Annotated in this window: 19 protein-coding genes and 1 tRNA gene; 11 read left to right on the forward strand and 9 right to left on the reverse strand. The window is 62.6% G+C overall.

Annotated elements, in window-relative coordinates:
* The first annotated feature begins 66 nt into the window (after positions 1 to 66).
* The 5 genes from RHOOR87_RS0106340 to RHOOR87_RS0106360 all read left to right on the forward strand — a co-directional run bounded on the left by RHOOR87_RS0106340 (position 67) and on the right by RHOOR87_RS0106360 (position 7,039).
* Positions 67 to 2,607 carry a TonB-dependent receptor gene (locus RHOOR87_RS0106340; protein ID WP_007509403.1) on the forward strand — a complete coding sequence of 847 codons (2,541 nt, stop codon included), beginning with the start codon at positions 67 to 69 and terminating at the stop codon, positions 2,605 to 2,607.
* A gap of 116 nt (positions 2,608 to 2,723) precedes the next feature.
* Positions 2,724 to 4,424 (forward strand): D-aminoacylase, encoded by a 1,701-nt coding sequence (locus RHOOR87_RS0106345; protein WP_027484552.1) that lies wholly within the window; start codon positions 2,724 to 2,726, stop codon positions 4,422 to 4,424.
* A 203-nt stretch (positions 4,425 to 4,627) separates the two neighbouring features.
* Entirely contained in the window at positions 4,628 to 5,452 is an 825-nt protein-coding gene (gene metF, locus RHOOR87_RS0106350; RefSeq protein ID WP_007509407.1) for a methylenetetrahydrofolate reductase [NAD(P)H], read from the forward strand.
* 25 nt (positions 5,453 to 5,477) lie between these two features.
* Positions 5,478 to 6,056, forward strand: coding sequence for a DUF4124 domain-containing protein (locus tag RHOOR87_RS0106355; protein WP_007509410.1), 579 nt, complete (start codon positions 5,478 to 5,480; stop codon positions 6,054 to 6,056).
* A gap of 65 nt (positions 6,057 to 6,121) precedes the next feature.
* Positions 6,122 to 7,039 (forward strand): branched-chain amino acid transaminase, encoded by a 918-nt coding sequence (locus tag RHOOR87_RS0106360; protein ID WP_007509412.1) that lies wholly within the window; start codon positions 6,122 to 6,124, stop codon positions 7,037 to 7,039.
* 110 nt (positions 7,040 to 7,149) lie between these two features.
* Here RHOOR87_RS0106360 and RHOOR87_RS0106365 read toward each other — a convergent pair whose 3' ends face one another.
* The 5 genes from RHOOR87_RS0106365 to RHOOR87_RS0106385 all read right to left on the reverse strand — a co-directional run bounded on the left by RHOOR87_RS0106365 (position 7,150) and on the right by RHOOR87_RS0106385 (position 11,462).
* On the reverse strand, positions 7,150 to 8,433 hold the full coding sequence (locus RHOOR87_RS0106365; RefSeq protein WP_007509414.1) for a HAMP domain-containing sensor histidine kinase: 1,284 nt from the start codon (positions 8,431 to 8,433) through the stop codon (positions 7,150 to 7,152).
* Entirely contained in the window at positions 8,417 to 9,103 is a 687-nt protein-coding gene (locus RHOOR87_RS0106370; protein ID WP_007509416.1) for a response regulator transcription factor, read from the reverse strand. Before RHOOR87_RS0106370 ends, RHOOR87_RS0106365 begins: the two co-directional genes overlap by 17 nt.
* A 329-nt stretch (positions 9,104 to 9,432) precedes the next feature.
* Positions 9,433 to 10,353, reverse strand: coding sequence for a 30S ribosomal protein S6--L-glutamate ligase (rimK, locus tag RHOOR87_RS0106375; protein WP_027484553.1), 921 nt, complete (start codon positions 10,351 to 10,353; stop codon positions 9,433 to 9,435).
* 13 nt (positions 10,354 to 10,366) lie between these two features.
* Entirely contained in the window at positions 10,367 to 10,816 is a 450-nt protein-coding gene (locus RHOOR87_RS0106380) for a RimK/LysX family protein (protein ID WP_027484554.1), read from the reverse strand.
* A 289-nt stretch (positions 10,817 to 11,105) separates the two neighbouring features.
* Positions 11,106 to 11,462 (reverse strand): helix-turn-helix transcriptional regulator, encoded by a 357-nt coding sequence (locus RHOOR87_RS0106385; protein WP_007509422.1) that lies wholly within the window; start codon positions 11,460 to 11,462, stop codon positions 11,106 to 11,108.
* 160 nt (positions 11,463 to 11,622) lie between these two features.
* On the opposite strand from RHOOR87_RS0106385, the gene RHOOR87_RS20255 reads away from it, so the two are divergent.
* Together RHOOR87_RS20255 and RHOOR87_RS20260 are read left to right on the forward strand one after the other, a co-directional pair.
* Positions 11,623 to 12,081 (forward strand): hypothetical protein, encoded by a 459-nt coding sequence (locus RHOOR87_RS20255; RefSeq protein WP_155950918.1) that lies wholly within the window; start codon positions 11,623 to 11,625, stop codon positions 12,079 to 12,081.
* A gap of 335 nt (positions 12,082 to 12,416) precedes the next feature.
* On the forward strand, positions 12,417 to 13,220 hold the full coding sequence (locus RHOOR87_RS20260; protein ID WP_155950919.1) for a hypothetical protein: 804 nt from the start codon (positions 12,417 to 12,419) through the stop codon (positions 13,218 to 13,220).
* A gap of 70 nt (positions 13,221 to 13,290) precedes the next feature.
* On the opposite strand, the gene RHOOR87_RS0106390 is transcribed toward RHOOR87_RS20260, so the two are convergent.
* Entirely contained in the window at positions 13,291 to 13,578 is a 288-nt protein-coding gene (locus tag RHOOR87_RS0106390) for a hypothetical protein (RefSeq protein WP_027484555.1), read from the reverse strand.
* Between the two features lie 107 nt (positions 13,579 to 13,685).
* Between RHOOR87_RS0106390 and mobV the strand changes: the two genes are divergently transcribed.
* Positions 13,686 to 14,813: a MobV family relaxase gene (mobV, locus tag RHOOR87_RS19575; RefSeq protein WP_051357934.1), complete on the forward strand. Its 1,128-nt coding sequence runs from the start codon at positions 13,686 to 13,688 to the stop codon at positions 14,811 to 14,813.
* Positions 14,814 to 14,946: 133 nt separating this feature from the next.
* Positions 14,947 to 15,324 carry a hypothetical protein gene (locus RHOOR87_RS20590; RefSeq protein WP_162129407.1) on the forward strand — a complete coding sequence of 126 codons (378 nt, stop codon included), beginning with the start codon at positions 14,947 to 14,949 and terminating at the stop codon, positions 15,322 to 15,324.
* Positions 15,325 to 16,633: 1,309 nt separating this feature from the next.
* Here RHOOR87_RS20590 and RHOOR87_RS19580 read toward each other — a convergent pair.
* A complete protein-coding gene (locus RHOOR87_RS19580) occupies positions 16,634 to 18,196 on the reverse strand; it encodes a site-specific integrase (protein WP_027484557.1) in 1,563 nt (520 codons plus the stop codon).
* A gap of 144 nt (positions 18,197 to 18,340) precedes the next feature.
* A tRNA-Gly gene (locus RHOOR87_RS0106410) sits at positions 18,341 to 18,414 on the reverse strand.
* 251 nt (positions 18,415 to 18,665) lie between these two features.
* Here RHOOR87_RS0106410 and RHOOR87_RS0106415 point away from each other — a divergent pair.
* Both RHOOR87_RS0106415 and trmB read left to right on the forward strand, forming a co-directional pair.
* A complete protein-coding gene (locus RHOOR87_RS0106415) occupies positions 18,666 to 20,927 on the forward strand; it encodes a DUF6600 domain-containing protein (protein WP_027484558.1) in 2,262 nt (753 codons plus the stop codon).
* A gap of 107 nt (positions 20,928 to 21,034) precedes the next feature.
* Positions 21,035 to 21,736 carry a tRNA (guanosine(46)-N7)-methyltransferase TrmB gene (trmB, locus tag RHOOR87_RS0106420; protein WP_015448734.1) on the forward strand — a complete coding sequence of 234 codons (702 nt, stop codon included), beginning with the start codon at positions 21,035 to 21,037 and terminating at the stop codon, positions 21,734 to 21,736.
* 175 nt (positions 21,737 to 21,911) lie between these two features.
* Here trmB and RHOOR87_RS0106425 read toward each other — a convergent pair whose 3' ends face one another.
* Entirely contained in the window at positions 21,912 to 22,259 is a 348-nt protein-coding gene (locus RHOOR87_RS0106425) for a DUF559 domain-containing protein (RefSeq protein WP_015448735.1), read from the reverse strand.
* Positions 22,260 to 22,514 lie beyond the last annotated feature (255 nt).

Below are 22,514 nucleotides of genomic sequence, written 5' to 3' on the forward strand. Positions count from 1 at the left end.
TGCTCCACGTGAAGAGGCTCGGCAGGTTTGGTTGCTCCGTTACGGTCTGTGGGGAGGTAGCAGGTCATGCCCAAAGGTCATTTCAAGTGTGGTGGCAAGGCGCAACGGGTGATTTTGGCGCGATTGCCGCTCGCGGCGGCGATCAGTTTTGCCGTGGCCGCACCAGCGTTCGCTCAGGATGTTGCCGAACAGCCCGCATCGGCCGCGACGACCTCTGCGACAGCGCAAAAGGTCAAGACCCTGGGTACGGTCACGGTGACCGCGCAGAGGCGCACCGAGGATCTGCAGAAGGTGCCGATCAGCATCAACGTGCTGGCACAGGATCAACTTGAGGCCCTGCACGTGCAGAACTTCAAGGACTATGTGAAGTATCTGCCCAGCGTGTCCTTCCAGGACAACGGTGGCGGCAATGGCGCGCAAGGCTTTGCCATCATCTACATGCGCGGTGTCAGCAGCGGCAGCGGCGGGGACTATACCGGGTCGCGGCCGAGCGTCGGCGTGTACCTCGACAACCAGCCGGTCACCACGATCCAGGGGCCGGTCGATATCCACATGTACGACATCGCCCGCATCGAGGTGCTGGCAGGACCCCAGGGCACGTTGTATGGCGCCAGCGCCGAAGCCGGCGCGTTGCGCATCATCACCAACAAGCCCGACCCCGGCGCTTTCGCGGCAAACTACGCGCTTGGCGTCAACAAGGTTGCACACGGTGGCATCGGCTCCACCGCCGAGGGCATGGTCAATATCCCGCTCAGCAAGAGTGCCGCGATTCGCCTCGTGGGTTGGCGCGAACACGACGCGGGCTACATCGACAACAAGCCCGGCACGCGTACCTACCCGTCCTCCGGCATTACCATCAGCAACGCCGACGACTGCACCCCCGGCGCGCTGCTGCAATGCCACGGGCACGCCCGCAAGCACTACAACGACGCCGACACCCAGGGCGCACGCGCTGCGCTGAAAGTGGACCTGAACGATAACTGGTCGATCAGCCCGACCCTGATGGGGCAACAGACGATCTCCCATGGCTCGTCTTCCAGCGATCCGAGTGTGGGTGATCTCGCCGTCACGCACTTCTTTCCCGAGCGCAACAACGATCGCTGGTGGCAGGGCGCGTTGACCGTGCAAGGCAAGGTCGGCAATTTCGATCTGACCTATGCCTATGCGCATCTCAAGCGCAACCAGGAGCAGCAGTCCGACTACACGGACTACTCATTCTGGTACGACACGCTGAACGGCTCCGGTGTCTATTTTTATGATAACGGCGGAAGCCTGATCGATCCGTCGCAGCACCCGTTCTTCCGCGACCACTACACCCACAACAGCCACGAACTGCGCCTTGTCTCACCCAGCGACGATCGCCTGCGCCTGGTCGCCGGCGCGTTCTGGCAGAAGCTGAAACACGACATCCAGTACCAGTACAAGATCAGCGGCCTGGCCGATTCGCTGACGGTTACCGGCTGGCCGGACACGCTCTATCTGAGCCGGCAGATCCGCTACGACCGTGACCGGTCGGTGTACGGCGAACTGTCCTGGGACTTCATCCCCGACGTCCTCACCGGCACGATCGGTGAGCGCTATTACCGCGACAGCGGCAGCTTTTACGGCTTTTTCGGTTTCAGCGAGGGCTATTTCCCCGGTTCCAGTTACGGCGAGGCCGGCTGCATCTCGCCCGAGCCATTCGAGGGCGCGCCCTGTCTGGACTTCAACAAGCGGGTGAAGCAAAGCGGGTCGCTCAACAAGGTCAACCTGACCTGGCATGTCACGCCCCAAGCCATGGTCTATTTCACCCGGTCTGAGGGCTATCGCCCGGGTGGCATCAATCGCAACGCGTCGCTGCCGCCCTATCAGGCGGATTTCCTGACCAACGTCGAACTCGGCTGGAAAACCTCATGGTTCGACCATCGGCTGACCTTCAACGGGGCCGTGTTTCGCGAGACCTGGAACAATTTCCAGTTCGACATCACGGGTCCGAACGGCATTTCCGAAATCCTCAATGCCAATTCGGCCCGCATCAACGGACTGGAGGCGCAGCTGAACTGGCAGGCGACCTACAACCTGCAGCTGAGCGCCGGCATCGCGTTGTATGACGCCAAGTTGACCGCCAACTACTGCGGCTTCACCGGCAACGACAACCGCCCCGTCACCGACTGTCCGGCCGGCTCGATCAATACACAAACCGGCGACACGGTGGACGGACCGCTGGCACCCACGGGCACCCGCCTGCCCATTACGCCACGGTTCAAGGGCAACCTCATCGCGCGTTACACCTTTGATGTCGGCAACAAGAGTGGCTTCGTCCAGGGCGCATTGACGCATGTGGGGAACCGCACGACGAGCCTGCTCCTGCTCGATCGCAGTCTTTACGGCGGGCTGCCAGCCTACAATTCGGTCGACCTCTCCGCCGGCCTCCAGGGGGGCAACTGGTCGGTGAGTGTCTACATCAACAATGCGTTCGACAAGCGCGCCGCACTGTACAAGTTCTCCGAGTGTGCGGTAACGGTTTGTGGTGCGCACGGCGTGGTGCCGGAATACCCGAATGGGCAGGTGTACACGGGTTTCAGCCAGCCGCGCACGTTCGGCATCACCTTCACGCAGGATATCTAGTCGAGCGGTCGATTGCCGCACCGGATGAGCGCCCTGGCGTCAGCCAGGGCCTTTCGCTACCCGCCTGATGGCGAGCAACGTCTCTCCGACAGATGATCATTTGACGGGAGTGGTTCATGCCCATCTTCATTCGCACCGCCTGCATGTGGATTGTCGCGGCCATCGGGCTGTTGACAGCGACGCCATCTTCGGCTGCCGGCGTCGAGTACGACACGATCATCCGCAACGGTCACATCATCGACGGCACGGGTTCGCCCTGGTACGCGGCCGATGTCGCCGTGAAGGACGGTCGCATCGCCGCGATCGGCGACCTCGCCGACGCGCATGCCAGGCAGGTGATCGACGCCCACGGTCTGGTTGTGGCGCCGGGATTCATTGACATGCTCGGTCAATCAGAAATCACCCTGCTGGTCGATCCGCATGTGCCGTCGAAGATCTTCCAGGGCATCACCACCGAGATCACCGGAGAAGGTGAGTCGGTGGCGCCGCTCGACGCCGAGATGATCAGGCAACGCCAGGCGGCTTACGCGCATTATCAGGTAACGCCGGACTGGCGCACGTTCGAGCAATATTTCACGCGCCTGCAAAAGCAAGGCATGGGCATCAACGTGGGCACGTACGTGGGCGCCACTTCAGTACGCGAGATGGTCATGGGTTACAAGAATCGCGCACCCACGCCGGACGAGTTGAAACAGATGCAGATGCTGGTCGCGGACGCGATGAAGCAGGGTGCGCTGGGGCTGTCCACTGCGCTGGAGTACACGCCGGCGCCTTATGCCGGAACCGACGAATTGATCGCCCTGGCGAAGGTTGCCGCACGCCATGGCGGCATTTACGCGACCCACATGCGCAACGAGGGCGACGCAGAGATGGCGGCGCTGGACGAAACCTTCCGGATCGGCCGCGAGGCGGATATTCCGGTGGAGATTTTCCATCTCAAGGCCACCGGCAATCTCAAGGGCAAGATGGCACAGTTGATCGCGCGCATCGACGCGGCTCGTGCCAGCGGCGTCGACGTGGCGGCGGACACCTACGCCTATACCGCGTGGCAGAATGATCTGTCGGCCTTCATCCCGCCTTGGGCCCATGACGGCGGCAACCTGAAACTGATCGAACGCCTGAAGAATCCAGCCACGCGTGCGCGCATCCGCAAGGACATGCTCACTCCCAGCGATGCCTGGGACAACGAGTGGCTCGCGGCCATCGAGCGGGCGCACGGCATCATGATCGGCAGTGTCGACAACAAGGCGTTGCAGAAGTACGTCGGCAAGCGGGTCAGTGAGATTGCGGCGGAGTGGCACGAGGATCCGATCGACACGATCTGCGACTTCCTGATCAAGGACAACGCCGCCACCAGTTCGGTGGTGTTCGGCATGCAGGAGTCTGATGTCGAGCTGGCGCTGAAGCAGTCGTGGGTTTCGATCGACACGGACTATGAGGGAACGTCGCCGGATGGCCTGCTCGGCAAGGATCGTCCGCACCCGCGCGCCTACGGCACCTTTCCGCGCATTCTCGCCAAGTACGTGCGTGAGCAGAAGCTGCTCACGCTTCCGGACGCCATCCACAAGTTCAGCGCATTGGCGGCCCAGCGTGAGCATCTGACGGATCGTGGCGTGCTCAAGCAGGGCATGTGGGCAGACATCGTCGTGTTCGACCCGGAGACGATCCGCGATGTCGCCACCTTCACCGACCCGAACCAGCTGTCGGTCGGGATGCAATATGTGCTGGTCAACGGGGTACCGGTGATCGATGGCGGCAAGATGACGGACGCGCTGCCGGGGGCGGTATTGCGCGGCCCGGCTTACTCCGGCAAATAGCTGAATTCCGACAGGAACTGGTGTAGCGCCTTGCGGGGTTCCCGAATGGGATCAGCCTGTTGATTTCCACCGAAAACCGAGCCGTGCGCGCCGCGCCCTCCCCTGCTTGCGGGGGAAGGCCGGGATGCGGCTGTTCTTGATCTATCGCTTCATCGCGAAACGAAGATATATACTCGCCGGCACCGCCACCAGGAACCCGTGCGATGCCGTCGATCAGCTTCGAATTCTTCCCGCCCAAGACCGACGAGCAGCGCGCGCAGCTGGACCGTGCCGCGCAGGTGTTGAAGGCGCACCAGCCGGAATACGCCTCGGTCACCTTCGGTGCCGGCGGCTCCACGCTCAGCTACACCGGCGACACCGTGGCGCGGCTGCACACGCAGCATGGCCTGAACGTGGCGCCGCACCTGTCGTGCATGGGCGGCACCCGGGCGGAGATCGCCGCACTGCTGGACGGCTACCGCGCCGCCGGCTACCGGCGCATCGTGGCGCTGCGCGGCGACATGCCCTCGGGCATGGCCAGCGCAGGCGACTTCCGCTACGCCGCCGAGCTGGTGGGCTTTATCCGCGAGCACTGCGGCGACCACTTCCACATCGAGGTGGCGGCGTACCCGGAGACCCATCCGCAGGCCGACGATGCGCTGCGCGACCTCCAGCATTTCAAGGCGAAGATCGACGCCGGCGCGAACGGCGCGATCACCCAGTACTTCTTCAACCCGGACGCCTATTTCCGCTTCGTCGACGACGTGCGCCGGCTCGGCGTCGAGGTGCCGATCGTCCCCGGCATCATGCCGATCGCGAACTTCAGCCAGTTGAAGCGCTTCTCCGACCTCTGCGGCGCCGAGATCCCGCGCTGGATCGCCAAGCGCATGCAGGCGCACGGCGACGACGCCGATTCGATCCGCGCGCTCGGCGCCGAGGTGGTGGCGCAGCTGTGCCGGCGCCTGCTCGATGGCGGCGCGCCCGGCCTGCACTTCTACACGCTGAACCGGGCCAGGGCGACGCAGGCGGTACTGCAGCAACTTTCCTGATCGGCGCGGCGGGTATGCTGACGCGATGCACCGGTTGGCTGCCCCGCTGTGCCTGATCCTGCTGGCCTGTACCGCACCTGCCGCGGCGCAGTCGCCGATCCATCGCTGCATCGGCGCGAACGGCGGCGCGGTGTTCACCGACCAGCCCTGCATGGCGCTGCAGGCGGCGCCGCTCGGCCCGAGCACCACCCCGTCCGCGCCGGCCTCCCCGCAGGCCGCACCACCGCCGATCCTGTGTGCCGCCAATGCCGGTGAACTGCGCCAGAGCGTGATCGACGCCTTCGCCAGCCGCGACGCCAACCGCCTGGCCGGCCTGATGCTGTGGGACGGCTACGGCCGCGGCGCGGCCATCGCGGACATCCGCTCGCTGGCCGAGCTGATGAAACAGCCGCTGCTGGGCGTGGACGTGCCAGGCGACGACGCGCCGGCCGCGTCCGCCAGCGCCGCCGCCCCGCCCCCCATGGATGCCACGCCGGCGACACCGTCGCCCGGCCAACAGCTGGTGCTGCACACCAGCGGCAACGACGGCAGCGGCAGCCCGCGGGAACTGCGTTTCGACCTCGTGCGCCAGGCCGGTTGCCTGTGGCTGCGCAGCGCAAATTGACGCAGCCACTGACGCCGACCCGGCGGCCAGCAGTTATCATGGGCGGTCCCCAATGGAGAATCGACATGGCCCAGCAATACCCCGAGTGGATCTGGCAGAACGGCAGCATCAAGCCCTGGGCCGAGGCGACCACCCATGTGATGTCGCACGCGCTGCACTACGGCTCGTCGGTGTTCGAGGGCATCCGCAGCTACGTCACGCCGGACGGCGCGGCGATCTTCCGCCTCACCGATCATCTGAACCGGCTGTACATGTCCGCCAAGATCTACGACATGGCACTGCCGTACACGGTCGATGAACTGGCCGCGGCCTGCCGCGAGGTGATCCGCCGCAACGGCCTGGGCGCTTCCTACCTGCGCCCGGTCGCCTGGCGCGGTCTGGGCGGCTTCGGCCTCTCCGCCGAAACCCCGATCGACATGGCCGTGGCCGCCTGGCCGATGGGCCCATACCTCGGTGCCGAGGCACTGCAGAACGGCATCGACGCCTGCGTATCGAGCTGGCAGCGCTTCGCGCCGAACACCATCCCGGCCGGCGCCAAGGCCGGCGGCAACTACCTCTCCGGTCAGCTGATCGCGCGCGAGGCGCGCCGCCTGGGCTTCGGCGAAGGCATCGCGCTGGCCTCCACCGGCCTGCTCAGCGAAGGCGCCGGCGAGAACCTGTTCCTGGTCTTCGACGGCGTGCTGCACACGCCCCCGGCCAGCGCCTCGCTGCTTACCGGCATCACCCGCAACACGCTGATGACGCTGGCCCGCGAGGACGGTATCGAGGTGGTCGAGCGCGACATCCCGCGCGAATACCTCTATCTCGCCGAGGAAGTGCTGATGTGCGGCACCGCCGCCGAGATCACCCCGATCCGCTCGATCGACGGCAAGCAGGTCGGCACCGGCAAGGCGGGCCGCGTCACGCTGCGCCTGCAGGAACTGTTCTTCGGCCTGTTCGACGGCCGCACCCACGACAAGTGGGGCTGGCTGGAGCAGGTGTGAGCAGGGAGCAACTGCACTGATTGGCGAAAACGCCCCGCGATGCGGGGCGTTTTCGTTTGTGCCCCGCCTTGATTTGCTCTCTCTCCCTTGCGCAGCAGGAAGGAGAGGTGTCAGCTGAACCTGATGCTGGCGATCGCGCCGTTGGCATCGGTGCGCGGGCGCATCGAGACGTCCCAGCCGTAGAGTTCGCACAGGCGGCGCACGATCGCCAGGCCAAGGCCGGCGCCGCTGCCGCCGGCGCCTTCGCCGCGCACACCGCGCTGGAACAGCCGCTCGGCGTCCTCCGGCTTGATCCCGGGGCCGGTGTCGATCACCTCGATGCGGCCATCGCCCACTTCGACGCGCACGCTGCCTTCGAGCGTGTACTTGATCGCGTTGCCGATCAGGTTGGTCAGCGCCACCGACAGCACCGAGGCCGGCGCGTTGACGCTGACCGGTGCGTTGACGGCAAGCTCGATGCTCAGCGGCTTGCCGCGCATCTGCGGGCGCTGGCTCTCGATCACGTCGGCGGCGACCTTGCCCACCTCGGTGGTCTCGCCGCGGGTGGGACCGCGCCGCTCGGCGCGCGACAGCAGCAGCAGTGCCTCGATCAACTCGGTGGCCTGGCGCGAGGCGCGCTCGATGCGCTTCAGCCGCTCGCTCAGTTTCTCGGTGAGGTCGGGCGAACCCTGCAGCAATTCGGTGGTGGAGGCGATGACCGCCAGCGGCGTGCGCAGCTCGTGGCTGACGTCGGAATTGAACTCGCGGTCGCGCTCGACCATCGCGGTGAGCCGCGCCGAATACTCATCCAGCGCATGCGCCAGCTCGCCCACCTCGTCGTCGGCGAAATGCGGTGCCAGCGGCTCGGCCTTGCCGGCCTTGCGGAAATCGCGCAGGCGGTTGGCCAGCTCGCTGACCGGCTTGAGCACCTTGCGCGACAGCCACAGGCCGATCGCCAGCGAGAGCAGGCCGAACAGGAATACTGCACCGATGACGCTGAAGAGCAGTTGCTGCTTGCCGAGCTCTTCGCGCGACACGTCGTATTGCAGAAAGCTGATGATGCCGCCTTCGCGATAAACGGCCAGCTTGTAATGGTGTTCCTCGCCGTCCGGTCCCGGTTCGAAAATGTCGTGCACCCCGTTTTCGAGGCTCTGCCAGGTCAGCGGTGCCTTGTACAAGGTGCGATCACTGAGCACCGTGCCGGTGAGCAAGCGGGAGCCGCTGGGGGCACCGGGATGCTCGCGCGCCTGCTGATTCGCCCATTTGGCGTCGTCCATCAGGCTGGCGTTGACCAGCTGATCCTCCACCCGCGTGCGGATGTTCAACGCCGCAAATGCGAACAGCGCACTGAGGCCGAAGCCGAACAGCGCGAACGAGACGATGAGGCGGAACCGCAGCTTACGCCTGGACTGCATCCGGCTCGACCATCCGATAGCCAATGCCGTGCCGCGTGTGGATCAGCGGCTTGTCGAACGGCTTGTCGATCGCCGCGCGCAGGCCGTGGATGTGCACGCGCAGCGAATCGCTGTCCGGCAGCTCCTCGCCCCACACGCGCTGCTCCAGGTCCTGCCGGGTCACCACCGACGGGCTCGCTTCCATCAGCGCCTGCAGCAGCTTCAGGCCGATCGGGTTCAACTGGATCGACTTGCCCTCGCGGTTCACCGTCAGCGTGTCGAGGTTGAAGGTGAGGTCGGCCACCTTCAGCACGCGGCTCTGCGGGCCCTTGCCGCGGCGCGCCAGCACTTCCAGCCGCGCAGCCAGTTCCTGCAGCGCGAACGGCTTGGTCATGTAGTCGTCGGCGCCGGACTCGAAGCCGGTCAGCTTCTGTTCCAGCGCGTCGCGCGCGGTCAGCATCAGGATCGGGGTCTGCTTGTGCGCCTCGTGGCGCAGCTTGCGCGCTACTTCCAGGCCGTCCATGCCGGGCAGCGTGAGGTCGAGCACGATCACGTCGAAATCGTGCACCACCGCCAGGTGCAGGCCGGTCACGCCGTCGCCCGCAAAATCGACCACGTTGCCGCGGTCCTCCAGATAATCGCCGATGTTGGTCGCGATATCGCTGTTGTCTTCGATCACCAGTACGCGCATGGGTTACTCCTGCGCAGCCGGCGCACGGGCCGGCTGGAGCTGCAAGCTTAACAATCTTGGGTGAAGCCGGTGCGCCGGCCGCGCCGTGAAACTGAATGGGGCGCCGCGCAGGCAAGAAAAAGGCCCAGATGCACGACTTGCCGTCGCCACCTGGGCCCAAGCTACTGCCCCGATACCATTGTCTGCCTCACCAGGCCGTGCCGGCCGCCGTGCCGCAAAAAACAGTGGCTGCTTTATAGGGGGTCCGGGGTTACGGTGCGGTTAACCCGTTCTCATCCCGCCGCGATGCCTCGCCATGGGAGAGCCGCTTCCGCGGCGCGCGGGTCCGCTCAGGCCCTGACCGGCCTGCGATGCGGACGGGTTTCCGCAGACCCCTCGCGCGCCTGCGCCTCCAGCAGGCCCATGATCGCGCCGGCTACGTCCACACCGGTGGCGGCCTCGATGCCTTCCAGCCCGGGCGAGGCATTCACTTCCAGCAGCAGCGGGCCGCGCTTCGAGCGCAACAGGTCGACGCCGGCGATGCCCAGCCCCAGCGCGCCGGCGGCACGTACCGCGATGCGCTTCTCCTCGGCACTCAACACGGCCGCCAGCGCGGTACCGCCGCGGTGCAGGTTTGCGCGGAAATCGCCCGGTATGGCGTCGCGCTGCATCGCCGCCACCACCTTCTTGCCGACCACGAAGCAGCGCAGGTCGCTGCCCTTCGCCTCGGCCACGAACTCCTGCACCAGGAAGTTCGCGTACAGCCCGCGGAACGCCTCGATCACGCTCTGCGACGCGGCGCGCTTCTCGGCCAGCACCACGCCGGTGCCCTGGCTGCCCTCGTTGAGCTTGATCACGTGCGGCGGGTCGCCGAGCAGGGCCAGCACGTCGTCGGCATCGTCCGGGTTGTCGCCGAACACCGTCACCGGCATGTCGATGCCCTGCGCGGCGAGGATCTGCAGGCAGCGCAGCTTGTCGCGCGCACGCAGCACCGCGTCGGACGGATTCGGCGTGTACACGCCCATCATCTCCAGCTGGCGCAGCACGGCGGTGCCGTAGAACGTGCTGGTGGTGCCGATGCGCGGGATCACCGCGTCGATGTCGCGCACCTCCTTGCCCTTGTAGCGGATCGACGACGCGCCCGGCGCGACGCGCACGTAGCAGCGCAGCGGATCGAACACGCGCACCACGTGTCCGCGCACGCGCGCGGCCTCGACCAGGCGCTTGGTCGAATAGAGTCGGGTGTTGCGCGACAGGATCGCGATCTTCATGGAGTGGCCGTCATCAAAGGTCCGTGGCCGCCGTCACTGGCCGCGGCTGGGTGTAGGAACGCGCCGGGTCCACCGCAAAGCGCCCGCTCAGCGCGCTGCGGCCCAGCAACAGCGGAAACAGCATATGCCGGCGATCGGTCAGGTTGATGTCGACGCTGAACTGCTGCCCGGCCAGTTGTACTTCACTGCGGATGAACCAGCGCTCGGTGCGCCGGCCGCCGGTGTCGGTGACCGTGCGGCGATCCCATACCGGCGCCTCGCAACGGGTTTCCACCGGCTGGCGCCGCCCGACATGCAGGGTGAAACGCAGCCAGGTCGCGCCGTCGCGCTGGAACTCCTCGAGGGTGTCCACATGCAGCGAACTGCTGCGCGCGCCGGTATCGAGCTTGGCCTTGAGCAGGCCGATACCCAGCTGCGGCAACGCCAGCCGCTCCCGCCAACCGAGGGTGATCAGGTCCGCCATGAGGATTCGGGATGACTCGGGGGCCGGGAGTGGAGCGGGTGAAGGGAGACGACCGGATCAATCGCCACCAATCCCCGAATATTCCAACCCAATGAAAAACAAGAGACTTTCAGGGGTTGACTGTTGCAGAACGTTGTGATCTGCAGGCGTTTGGTATCACCTTTGATACCCAAACCCGAACCAACTTTATCACACGAAACAGGGCGGGCAAGCCACGGGAAAAGGCAGCCAGCGCGACCGTTCCGCCCAACAGCAAAGCCTTCGGCTATTGTCCCCTGCAGGCCCCGCTTCAGTGCTTCTTTCCGCCCATATGTGTCGAGAACTGCTCGGCAAGGGATAGCAGGAACTCCCGGTCGCGCGTGTCCTTCATGCCGGCAAGAATGTCGTGGAACATGGCCTCTTGGTCGGGCAGCAGATCGCTGCCTCTCCGGACAAGCGTGTCCACAGAGCAATTGAAAAGTTCCGCGAACTCGACGAGACGGCGCACCGATGGAAAGGTCATCCCTCGTTCAATCCGGGAAACCTGCTCCGTGCCGATGCCTATTCTCTCGCTCACCTCGCCTTGCGTCAGACCGCACCTTGCCCGTTCCTTGGCGATGGCCTGACCGAGCCGTATCGCCAGCTCGCGCTCTCGCTTCTGGTCCACATCCACAACCCTCGCTGACTCAACTTGCAAGGTTGAGTCTCAGCGGCGTTGACCTGAAGGACGCTACAGGTTGATACTCAACTTCGTAAGTTGAATAGCATCTGCCTACAGGGGGCAAAGATGTCCAAGGGAACCCATAGATCACCAAAGGAGTTTGACGATGAAGAGATCGTTCTTTGTCGCGTTTTCGCTTGCGTGCGGAATCGCGATGGCATCAATGCTTGCAGGATGTTCGTCCAAGCCTTCGCCTGAAAACGTTCAAGAAGGCTTGAAAAGGTGGCTGTTGCAGACCTTTAACTTGAACGGGAGATACAACCGCATCCCAATCAGCAAGATAGATATTTCCGTAGGTAAATGCTTCCCTCAATCGAGCGACATGATGGATCAGATGGAAATGTCGGCTGCAGATCGAGAAAACTACGGAAAACGTTTTAAAAATTGGCAATTTTGTCATGTTGAAATTAGTGACGGCACCCGGCAGTACAAAGTGCTTCTCACCATCTACCAAGTTAAAAACGAACAAACCAAAGAAATGGATTATTACGCGATGCCAGTCGCAGGCCTACATGAAAACACCGATCAAGAAAACAAAGACGCACCTGTCTTATTTTCCAACTAAGGGAAGCAACGACCATGAGTGACCACTGCCCATTTTGCGGACATGATTTACCTAGTGGCGCAATCGTTTGCCGTTGTGGCGCAGAGAAACGGTCCGGCCCGTTGACTTCGCAGTGGAAGGGCATGGGGCTCATTGGCTGGATAGCCGGTATCGTCCTTGGCTTCATGGCCAACGGCATGGCTGGCGCTGTGCCTGGCTGTATAGTCGGTGCCGTTGCAGGCGTGCTAGCAGCCTTCGTAATTCATCGAAAGCCAGGCTGGGTAAGGAACATGCACCGATAAGTTGATCCATCGGGACAGTAATAAGGCCAAACATTATAAACAGAGGGCAGTCCAGTGAAATGGAAGTTCTTGCTAATCGTTGTCGCGAGCGGCTTTTTGACATTGTCAGCGTGCTCAAAAAAGGCATCCGAAAACGACTCAGCCACCCCCGCCGACAGCCATGCCAAAACGAATGGAAATGCGCAAGAAAACGCGAACACGCAACCAAGCACAAATACAAAAGAAGCCGAGGCAAAGAAGGATCTCGACGAACCACTCTCAAGCTATCTTGACGTGACGGGCGATAACCAATGGCCTTCAAAATGGTTTTTTGCCAACGGAACAGGCTTCACTGACGAAGACATCATGAACACGCTCGAGCCGAGTTACAAGCAAGAGCAAAACGCATTCAAAAAGCATCAGATGATGGAAGAGGATTTGGCATCGTTGAAGCAGGGGTTTGTAAAGTTCAAGGGTGTTAAATATGTAAAATTCTCTGACGTGACGGCTGATGGTGAGATGGCAGATCCTCCTAATATTTTCAATGGATACGATTTTTCAAGCCAATCTTTTAAATTAAGCAGTTCGCTTTGCCTTAACACCGGCAGCCCCGGTAATATCCGGTGGGTAAAAAGTGCGAATCCCAATATTTGCCATTTGAAAGTTACAGATAAATCATTGGCAGAAAAGATAGAGAGCGCACGACAAAATTTAAGCGGTGCTGGCAGCTTAGGTTTCACCGGAACGATTTATGCGAAAATTGTCAATTACGATTCCTTCATCAACCTGCAAGCTACCCATGCTCACTACAATGTCGGGATTTCTAAATCTTTCCCGTATAGCAAAGGCTCAACTCCACTCGCAAGTTTTGATCTTTAAAGGGTAGACGATTTTCCGAAGCACACTAGAAGCCCGGCCACCGTGCCGGGTTTCTTGCTATGCTTCCTTGTCAAACTTTACGCTCCCAAGGCTTTGGTGTTGCCTTCGCGGAGACCGGAACAGACTTCGGCTTTACAGGCGAACCGTATTTCCTGTCCAGAAATTGCCCAATTTCGAAGAGCACTTGATTGACGCCGGTCGTTGCGTCGGAAAGGTTTCTCATCACCGCGTCAAGCTGCCCTTTGAGCGCAAGATCCTCGTTGGCGAAGTCGTTGAAGTTTTCGAAGTCCAGAGCAGCAAGCTCCGTGACATGGCCGCCAATTGCCTTGCGTAGTTTTTCATATTCGACATCATACATAATCGGTTGCTCATGGTTTTGATATACACATGGTAACCATTTGATCAAGTTAATAACTCAAAGCTATTCCGTACCATGAGATAACATTAACTACGCATCGTTATCTCATGGCTTATGCAATTTTACGAATTGGAAAATTAAAGACGTTCGGCAACATCAGTGCGGCGGGGAAGCACAACCTGCGGCTCAGGGAGTGTCGAAATGCTGACCCGGCGAGAAAGCACCTCAACGTGAACTTGATTGACGGCGATCAGGACTTGGTGGTGGCGGTCAAGGCACGACTGGCCGAGGCCGGTATCAAGAAGTGGCGGAAAGATGCGGTGCTCGCCAGCGAAGTGCTCCTGACCGCGAGCCCGGAGTTCTTCGAGGACGGAAGAGCACTCGGGTCATGGATTGCGGAGAACCGAAGGTGGCTGGTTGAGACCTTCGGGGCCAACATAGTAAGCGCCGTGGTTCACATGGACGAAACGACTCCGCATATCCATTGCATCTTGGTTCCTGTCAAGGACGGGCGGTTAAGTCACAAGAACGTCTTCGGCGGAGCTCGCGATGCCCTTGCGGAATGGCAGACGCAGTACGCCAGCAGGATGGCCCTGCTCGGGTTGGAACGAGGGGTGGGTGGAAGCACCGCGAGGCACGAGAGCATCAAACAATTTTATACCGCAGTGAACGCCACGCCAGCGGCCATTTTGAGCGGGATGCCGGTCCGCCCTGACATCGAGCGAGACGCGATGACGGTTGGCGTTTTCAAGCGGGGGAAAGTCGTTCCTGTCGACAAGACACTGGACCGTCTGCGTTCATATCGAACAAAGGTCAGAGCCTACATTGCCGACGTCGTGCGGCCGCTACGCGTGCAGGTTGATCGGCTGAAGCGAGAGCTAGAGCGGATAGAACGGGCGCTCCGTTCGAGCCGTGAACGTACCAACCAAGCAGAGGCGCGCGCGGCTAATCTTCAAGACGAACTCGATCAAAGACAACAAACGACAGACCGCCTGCTTTCGTTTATCGATGTCGCGAAGCGTCTTTCGCCAGATCTCGTCGCAAAGGTTACACAGGAGCAAGCACGCATTGCCGACGCCAAGTTGCCAGCAGGCAAACAGCGAAGCGTGGGGGTCAAGGGGGCGTTAGCCCCTTGGGGGACCCACTCCACTTTGCTCGCGCAAAGAGTGGGGTCCTTCGGACGAAGAGCCCAAGTCAAAAGCAGGCAGGCCACCTCATTCAAGCCCAGTCCTTGAAGGTGCCGTCCAGGCAATCTGGCTTTTGTCGAGGGAGCAGCAAGGCTTGGAACCCTCTTGGGGCCTTTTACTGAACGCAGGATTGCGGACGCCGAAGCGTTGCTATCCTCCGGCCCGCAGGAAAGTCGGGGGCATGCTCTTTCTTGGCAGCAAAGAAAAGCCTTGTAACAGCAGGCTTGGTGGCATTCATCGCAACGGCAATTTCGTCATAAGACATGCCCAGATGAAACCGCATGTCAAAGACGGCCTTACGGCGGTCGGCGGCCCGTCGTTCGAAATCCTCCCTGCTTTCGGCAACATGATTTCGAACGGTTCGGGGGCACACGTCGAACTTCGCGGCCAACTCGCGGGCTGTGATGTTCGGGTGACGCTTTCGGACTGGCTCGTTAATTCTCATATGCTCGCTCCCAGCATTCGCGCGGTAAGGTCCATTTTGTTGGACTGGCGCAAAACGGAAGCCTTTGCGGAACGCCTCGCCTGTATCGCGGCAAACTTCTCCGGCGACATGTGATCCCATGTCCACGCTGCTACGCTTTTGGCCGTGGCCTTGACTTCGGACAACGGCAGCGGAGCATGAAACTGGCTGTTCATGGCTTGCGCTTTTTCAAAGCAGCCCCTCAACCAAGCGTCGAGACTGGGGAACCGCAACCTTGCCCGATAAGCCCAGTTACGAAGGTCGGTAAACAACAGCACGTTGCGACCTTCCCCGATGGCTTCCCCGCGATTCCTGATTAACGGGAGGTGGTCAGGCAGATAGCTCCGCAGCTCCTCGAAGTCGTAGCCACTCCCGCGACCGTAGAAGGTTCGCCATGTTGGATGGAGGGGATTTTTAGTGAACCTGTGGCCGTAGGCTGGGTCGGCACCTAACGCCGTACTCATGGCGTGTTCAACGCGTGCCATTAACGCCTGGGGCTTTCGAAGGGAGTTTATGCTTCTGGAAACAGGAACCGCCAAGGCATACCCGAGATGGGCGTGGGAGTTCTCGGGGTTCTGGCATGTCCAGTTGGGTTCCGGCAGCATCGCGTCATCCCAAGCCATAGACGCCTGCGGACGATCAATGTCAAACACCATCGCCCAAACCCTGTTACTGCTATTCGGGTCGAGGTATCGCTTACCGACGGCTTCAGCAAACGGGTATTTATACATCCCCTGTTCAAACGTGTCGCCAGCGTAAGAGAATAGACCTAGATTATTTTTGAATAGCTGATCGCCATATACATCGCATTCCATACAAAACCATGATTTTTGTTATCTATGACGACATGGTAGCGATTATTTTTGATTTTAATTTACACGTAGGAAATCACCCATATCAGATATATTGCCCAAACGGGCATGCTTGGCCCGGCCCTGCGGGCAAGGCGAAGCCCCACCCTCAGCCGGGAACCCCGTTTGGGCAACCCCGACCTATTGCCACCATTATGGTTATCGGAGAACCCCATTTATCCCGAGGGAGGCAGGAACGGATAAAGCCCAAGCAGGGAAGAATCCCAATTATTCCCAATAGATCGATTATTTCCCTAAATGCGCAAGCCAAATCCCCAATTGAGGCAAATAACCCCGATTGGCACAATTAAAGCCAAATATATGAAAAAACCCAATTTCGCGTTTTTAGCCCCGTGGCGAGCGTTCCGGGGTCGCGGTCGCGCGTTGTAGGCCGATAGGGGCGGGAGAGCCTTACAGGGCGATTTAGAGCGTTTCAGGGGGCATTGCACGCCGAATACGAGCGACCGCATGACCCACATAAAGAAAAGCCCCACCAATGGCAGGGCTTCAAGGTCAGCTTAATTTTCAGGTATGCATTTTTCCATATCAGACCGTCACGCTTCAAGCCGTCCCTTGTTCGCTTTCAACCACGCCCGTTCCTTGGCATGCCAGCGCTTGACCACGCCCGGAGCATCCTTGTGCGGGTTCAGGATAGTCAAGCCTTCATAGCTGACCTTATCCAGCGCCTCCTTGAGCTTCCCCGCCTTGTCGGGTTTCAGATAGGTACGATGGAGCACGTCGTCGGTGGCTTCCGTAGTGTGCCCTGAAATATCGCCGATGGTCTTGGCGTCAGCCCCGCTATCACGCAAGGCGTTGATGAGCGTATGGCGGAGGCTGTGAAAGGTTACCTCGCGGTCGAGGACACCAACCCGCTTTGTCCTGATAAGGCGATTGAATTGCCTTGATGCTTCCTTGCCGAACTTGTAGTTCTCGCTGAAGAACAGCGGGAACAGATAGGGCTGGCCGGTGCCTTTCATGCGTTCCACATAGGACGCGAAGCCGTAGTTCAGCAGAACTTGTGGAACGGGAAACATACGGCGGGATGCATCGTTCTTGACGCTTTGCCTGTCCAGGTCATCGGACACCTTGATACACATAAGCCCCTCAACTTCGAGGAGGTCTTCAAGCTGGAGGCTGGCAATTTCGTTGACCCGACAACCGCAGAACAAGCCAATCATCATCACCCAAAATCGGCACTCTTCGGGAAGGCCGACAATGACGCTATCAGCGAAAATTCGCTGTAGTTCGTCCAAGGTAAACGGACGCTTCCGCAGGACTTCGCCAGCCGCTACGGCCTTGCGGTTCTTGAACTTCTTGACCAACGCGAAAGGCGACGGAGGCATGTTGTAAATCTTGGAGCCTTCCGCCCAGCGCCAGAACGCTTTGAGCGTGTCCATGTAGCGATCTTTGGTCCCAGCGGCGATGGTCTTATAACCGTGGTGTTGCCCATCGTCCAAAGCCAGCCACAGCAGATCCAGACCCAGCGGTCTATCCCCCGCGACGTAACGCCTGAAGTCGGGAGACTTATCGATGTTGGAGGGCATCATTCCCACCCGCTTCAACACGGCTTCCTTGATGTGTTGAGGGTTGAGCTTGTTTGTCAGGGTTGCCATGTCCACCAGCGACGGCAGGAATGTGGTCAGGATGAACTTCAAGCGTTGATGCTGATCGGCTTCGACCCCGCTTAATTTCTCGCGGAGGTAGATTTCAACGACCTCCTCCAGACGGTAAACATGTTCAGGGGCATACGGTTCGTGGGTACGCATGACCGCTTCATAGTTCTTGCGTTCCGTTTCCCGCTTCAACCGCGAATTCACTGCACCCATGAAGGCATCGTGGATGCCAAGGTCTTTCAGGTCTTGAAGGTCTTCAGGACGGGACGTGTCAAGCGTTACGCCCCCAGCCTTCACAATCAAACCGCCTAATTTCACATCGGACACGGAACCCCCTTGTTCAACCGCATAGGCGAAAATTTCCGCTTTCAACCTTGCGACATTTTTGGAAACGAACCCAAGACGCTGGACGAGATACCGACCGCCGAAGCAATGCTTCAGGCGCAACGGTACATAGACGCGAGCGTAAGCCACGCCTGACCGATAGTAGATGTAAGGCTTCATGCTGGACACCCGACCAAGCTGGGCGTTGATAGCCAGCTTGATACGCAGGTTGATACCAAGACTGGTATCAAGACGGAAAAAGTCCCGTCTGGTGCCTTGCTTTTCTTAGCAAAACCAATGACTTGATTGGCTTTGGTGTTGAGCTGGAGCGGGTGAAGGGAATCGAACCCTCGTCAGTAGCTTGGGAAGCTACAGCTCTACCATTGAGCTACACCCGCCTTGGCCGGCGGATGGTAACCCGGGATTCGCGTGGTTGAAAAGCTCGCGGGAACGAAGCGCACCCCTCCCCGGCCCTCCCCTGCCATGCCGGGGCGGGCGCAGAACTGCGGCGCGGCGCCCAACGCGTGCTGAACAGCCCTCTGCGCATACTCTGGCGATGGTCATCGCCGGCCCGACAATGCACGTTGACCGCACCATGACGAACACCCGCCCCGCTCCAGTCTCATACGCACGCCCGAAGGAGAGCCGCATGCCCAGGTTTGCCGAGTCCCCTGTTTCGTGGCGCCGCCGCTGGCGAGCACTGGCGCTCGTGCTGCTGTGCATGGCGGCGGGACTGGCCCACGCTCAATCCGGCGCCGATGACCGCGCCGCCCCGCCGAGCCGGGTGGCGCGGCTGTCGTACATCGCCGGCGACCTCGGTTTCCTGCCTGCCGGCGCGAAAGACTGGAGCGACGCCAACATCAACCGGCCGCTGACCCGCGGCGACAAGCTGTCGACCGCCCGCGGCGCGCGCGCCGAACTGGAGTTCGGCGGCGGCACGTTGCGCATCGACGGGCGGACCGACCTCGGCCTGCTCGACCTCGACGACAACCTGGCCCAGATCGAGTTGACCCAGGGCACGCTCAGCCTCACCGTACGCCGCCTCGACGACGGCCAGAGCTACGAGATCGACACCCCGACGGTGGCGCTGGTGGCCGACCAGCCCGGCACCTTCCGCGTCGACGTCGACGACCGCGACGGCAGCACCCGGGTCACCGCGCTCGACGGCAGCGCCACCGTGTTCGGCGAGAACAATGCGCAGCGCCCGATCAACCCCGGCCGCAGCTACCGCTTCACCGACGCCAGCCTGGCGATGGTGACGATCACCGACGTCGATGGCGGCGACGCGTTCGACGACTGGGCCAGCCAGCGCGACCGCCGCTACACGCGCTCATCCAGCCGCCGCTACGTGTCCGAGGACGTGGTGGGCTACCAGGACCTCGACCGCTATGGCAGCTGGCGGGAAACCCGCGAGTACGGCGCGGTGTGGTATCCCTCCGACATCGGCGTCGACTGGGCGCCGTACCGCAGCGGCCACTGGGCGTACATCGCGCCCTGGGGCTGGACCTGGGTGGACGACGCGCCGTGGGGCTTCGCGCCCTACCACTACGGCCGCTGGGCCTGGGTCGGCGGCGGCTGGGGCTGGATCCCTGGCCCGCTCGAGGTACGCCCGGTCTACGCGCCGGCGCTGGTGGCCTTCGTCGGTGGCGGCGGCTGGTCGATCGGCATCGGCAGCGCGCCAGTGGGCTGGTTCCCGCTCGGCCCGGGCGAGGTCTACAACCCGTGGTACCGCTGCGACCGCAGCTACTACACGCGCGTCAACGTCACCAACATCTACGTGCACAACACGATCAACCGCACCACGGTGATCAACAACATCAACCACCAGTACAACTACTACCGCACGGGCCGACCGCTCCGCGACGTCAGCTATGCCAACCGCATGGCGCCGCGCGGCTTCACCGCCGTGCCCGGCAGGAGCTTCGCCGAAGGGCGCCGCGTGCAACGCGACCGGCTCGATGTCGATCCGCGCAAGCTCGCCAGCGCACCGGTGCCGGTGCGCGGCATCGACCGCCTGCGTCCGCAGGACAACCCCAACCGGCCGCCGCGCAGCGCGCACGCGCGCGACCTGCCCGCCGGCGGCTTCGACCGCGAGGTAGTGGCGCGCCGCGCACCACCCGCGCCGGCCCGCGATGCAGCCTTCACCGGCCGCGGCGACAATCGCTACGCCGCGCCGCGCAGCAACGTGCGCGTGCTCGACGGCGCGGACCGGCCCGAGCGCAGCCAGCGGCTGGAGGTGACCGATCGCAACGGCGCCGGCCCGCGCCGGCCGGCGACCATGCCCGGTCAGCTTCCGGTGGCTCCGCGCATCACCGCAGCCGGCCCCGGGGACCGACCGCAGCCGCCGCGCGACGCTGCCGAATTGCGCTCGGCCCGTTTCGCGCATCCGCGTGGCCGCGACGACACGACCCGCCCCGAGGCGATGCCGCGCCCGGGCGTCAGCTACATCGCGCCCGCCGCCGAAGGGCGGCCGCGTGCGATCCCGGACAACCGCCCGCTGCCGTCGGAGCCGACGCCGATCCGCCGCGCCGAATCCCGCCTGCCGACGCCAGCGGACGATGGCCGCTTCCAGCGCTACCCGTCCGAACGTGCCATGCAGCAGCAACGACCGCAGCCGATGGAGCCGACGGTGCGCGAACCGGCCGCGTCGCGTTTCCAGCGGCCCGAACCCGCGCCGCGCGAATCCATGCGCGAATCACCGCGCCCGCTGCCCGCCCCGGACCGCGGCGAACCGATGCCGCGCTACCAGCCGCCGCAACAAGTGATGCCGCAGCCGCGCGCCATGCAGGAGCCACGCGCGATGCCGGAGCCGCGCGCGATGCCGGAGCCGCGCGCCGAGGCGCGGCAGCCGCAGCGCAGCGATGCGCCCAACCGCAAGCGGCAGGTGGGTGAAAACCAGGGAGAGCACTGAGCCTGGCCGCCGCTCCCTTGCGTGTGCGGAAGAAGCCGCGCATGAAGCGGTTGCCCGCCCCTGCTGCAGGGGCGGGCTGGAGTGGGGCAAGGCTCTACAATGCACGGATGCCGACGACCGACGACACCACCCCCGAATACATGCGCCGCATCCGCAGCTTCGTACTGCGCGAAGGACGCATGACGCCGGCGCAGCAGCGCGCCTTCGACACGCTGTGGTCGCGCTTCGGCATCGACTACCGCGGCGCCCCGCACGACTTCGCGGCAAGCTTCGGTCGCGCCGCGCCGCGGGTGCTGGAAATCGGCTTCGGCAACGGCGAGGCGCTGGCCTGGGCCAGCGAGCACGATCAGGCACGCGACTTCATCGGCGTGGAAGTGCACGGCCCCGGCGTGGGCCGGCTGATGAACGCGCTGGCCGCGCGCGACGCGACCAACGTGCGGCTGTACAAGCACGATGCGGTGGAAGTGCTGCAGCACGAGATCGCTCCGGGCACGCTGACCGAGGCGCGCATCTGGTTTCCCGACCCGTGGCACAAGAAGCGCCACAACAAGCGCCGCCTGATCCAGCCCGAGTTCGTCGCCCTGCTCGCCTCGCGCATGGTTCCGAACGGCCTGCTGCACCTGGCCACCGACTGGCTGCCCTACGCCGAGCACATGCTCGAGGTGATGGAAGCCGCCCCGGGCTGGCGCAACGCCACCGGCCCCAGCCAGTACGCCGAAAAGCCGGAATGGCGCATCGAAACCCACTTCGAGCGGCGCGGACTGAAGCTGGGGCATGGGGTGTGGGATTTGTTGTACCGGAAGGTTTGAGCGAAGAGCGACCCCACCCCGGCCCTCCCCTACTGCGCAGGGGAGGGAGCGATGTCAGTTTTTCTCCCTGCAAGCAGAGGAGGGAGCAATGCCAGCTGTTCTCCCTGCAAGCAGGGGAGGGAGCAATGCCAGCTGTTCTCCCTCCCCTACGCAGTAGGGGAGGGCTGGGGTGGGGTCAAGCTTTTGATCTTTCCTCCAGCACCCGAAAAATCTCCGCCACCACATCATCGGTGCGCAGCAGCACGTCGTCATTCCAGAAGCGCAGCACGCGATAACCTTCGCGCTGCAAGGCCGCGGTGCGGCGCTGGTCGTACGCCAGCGCATCGAGATGCTGCCCGCCATCCAGCTCGACCACCAGCCTCGCCGGCACGCAGACGAAGTCCGCGATGTAGCCAGCCAGCGGATACTGGCGGCGGAACTTGTGCCCGCCCAGCTGCTGCCGGCGCAGGAAGTACCACAGGCGACGCTCGGCATCGGTGCTTCCGTTGCGGAGCTGGCGGGCGCGGATCCACTTGAGGTGCATGGCGAGTCCTTCGCTGGGGTTGAGGGAAGAGCTTTACCCCCTCCCAACCTCCCCCTGCGAGCAGGGGGAGGAGCAAAGCGTCGTACTCCATCCACTACGTTCAAGGTGAGGGCCGAGCGCCGTGCTCCCTCCCCTGCTTGTCCCAAAGGGACTTCCTTCCGTCGCAGGGGAGGGCCGGGGTGGGGTCGCTCTTGGCTCTTGATTCACCAGCAACCGCGCCGCGCCGCTTATACTCGCGCTCATCCGCCCAGGGAC

Origin of the sequence: Rhodanobacter sp. OR87, assembly GCF_000473345.1 — a bacterium.
GTDB classification, from domain to species: Bacteria; Pseudomonadota; Gammaproteobacteria; order Xanthomonadales; family Rhodanobacteraceae; genus Rhodanobacter; species Rhodanobacter denitrificans.

What these genes read in the sequence shown, in the direction of transcription:
- RHOOR87_RS19580 (WP_027484557.1), bottom strand. Translation starts at nt 18,196, where the DNA reads ATGAAGCCTTACATCTACTATCGGTCAGGCGTGGCTTACGCTCGCGTC.
- RHOOR87_RS0106380 (WP_027484554.1), bottom strand. Translation starts at nt 10,816, where the DNA reads ATGGCGGACCTGATCACCCTCGGTTGGCGGGAGCGGCTGGCGTTGCCG.
- RHOOR87_RS0106360 (WP_007509412.1), top strand. Translation starts at nt 6,122, where the DNA reads ATGGCCCAGCAATACCCCGAGTGGATCTGGCAGAACGGCAGCATCAAG.
- RHOOR87_RS0106340 (WP_007509403.1), top strand. Translation starts at nt 67, where the DNA reads ATGCCCAAAGGTCATTTCAAGTGTGGTGGCAAGGCGCAACGGGTGATT.
- trmB (WP_015448734.1), top strand. Translation starts at nt 21,035, where the DNA reads ATGCCGACGACCGACGACACCACCCCCGAATACATGCGCCGCATCCGC.
- mobV (WP_051357934.1), top strand. Translation starts at nt 13,686, where the DNA reads ATGGCTTATGCAATTTTACGAATTGGAAAATTAAAGACGTTCGGCAAC.
- RHOOR87_RS0106425 (WP_015448735.1), bottom strand. Translation starts at nt 22,259, where the DNA reads ATGCACCTCAAGTGGATCCGCGCCCGCCAGCTCCGCAACGGAAGCACC.
- RHOOR87_RS0106355 (WP_007509410.1), top strand. Translation starts at nt 5,478, where the DNA reads ATGCACCGGTTGGCTGCCCCGCTGTGCCTGATCCTGCTGGCCTGTACC.
- RHOOR87_RS0106370 (WP_007509416.1), bottom strand. Translation starts at nt 9,103, where the DNA reads ATGCGCGTACTGGTGATCGAAGACAACAGCGATATCGCGACCAACATC.
- RHOOR87_RS0106345 (WP_027484552.1), top strand. Translation starts at nt 2,724, where the DNA reads ATGCCCATCTTCATTCGCACCGCCTGCATGTGGATTGTCGCGGCCATC.
- RHOOR87_RS0106390 (WP_027484555.1), bottom strand. Translation starts at nt 13,578, where the DNA reads ATGTATGATGTCGAATATGAAAAACTACGCAAGGCAATTGGCGGCCAT.
- RHOOR87_RS20590 (WP_162129407.1), top strand. Translation starts at nt 14,947, where the DNA reads ATGCTCTTTCTTGGCAGCAAAGAAAAGCCTTGTAACAGCAGGCTTGGT.
- metF (WP_007509407.1), top strand. Translation starts at nt 4,628, where the DNA reads ATGCCGTCGATCAGCTTCGAATTCTTCCCGCCCAAGACCGACGAGCAG.
- RHOOR87_RS0106415 (WP_027484558.1), top strand. Translation starts at nt 18,666, where the DNA reads ATGCCCAGGTTTGCCGAGTCCCCTGTTTCGTGGCGCCGCCGCTGGCGA.
- rimK (WP_027484553.1), bottom strand. Translation starts at nt 10,353, where the DNA reads ATGAAGATCGCGATCCTGTCGCGCAACACCCGACTCTATTCGACCAAG.
- RHOOR87_RS0106365 (WP_007509414.1), bottom strand. Translation starts at nt 8,433, where the DNA reads ATGCAGTCCAGGCGTAAGCTGCGGTTCCGCCTCATCGTCTCGTTCGCG.
- RHOOR87_RS20255 (WP_155950918.1), top strand. Translation starts at nt 11,623, where the DNA reads ATGAAGAGATCGTTCTTTGTCGCGTTTTCGCTTGCGTGCGGAATCGCG.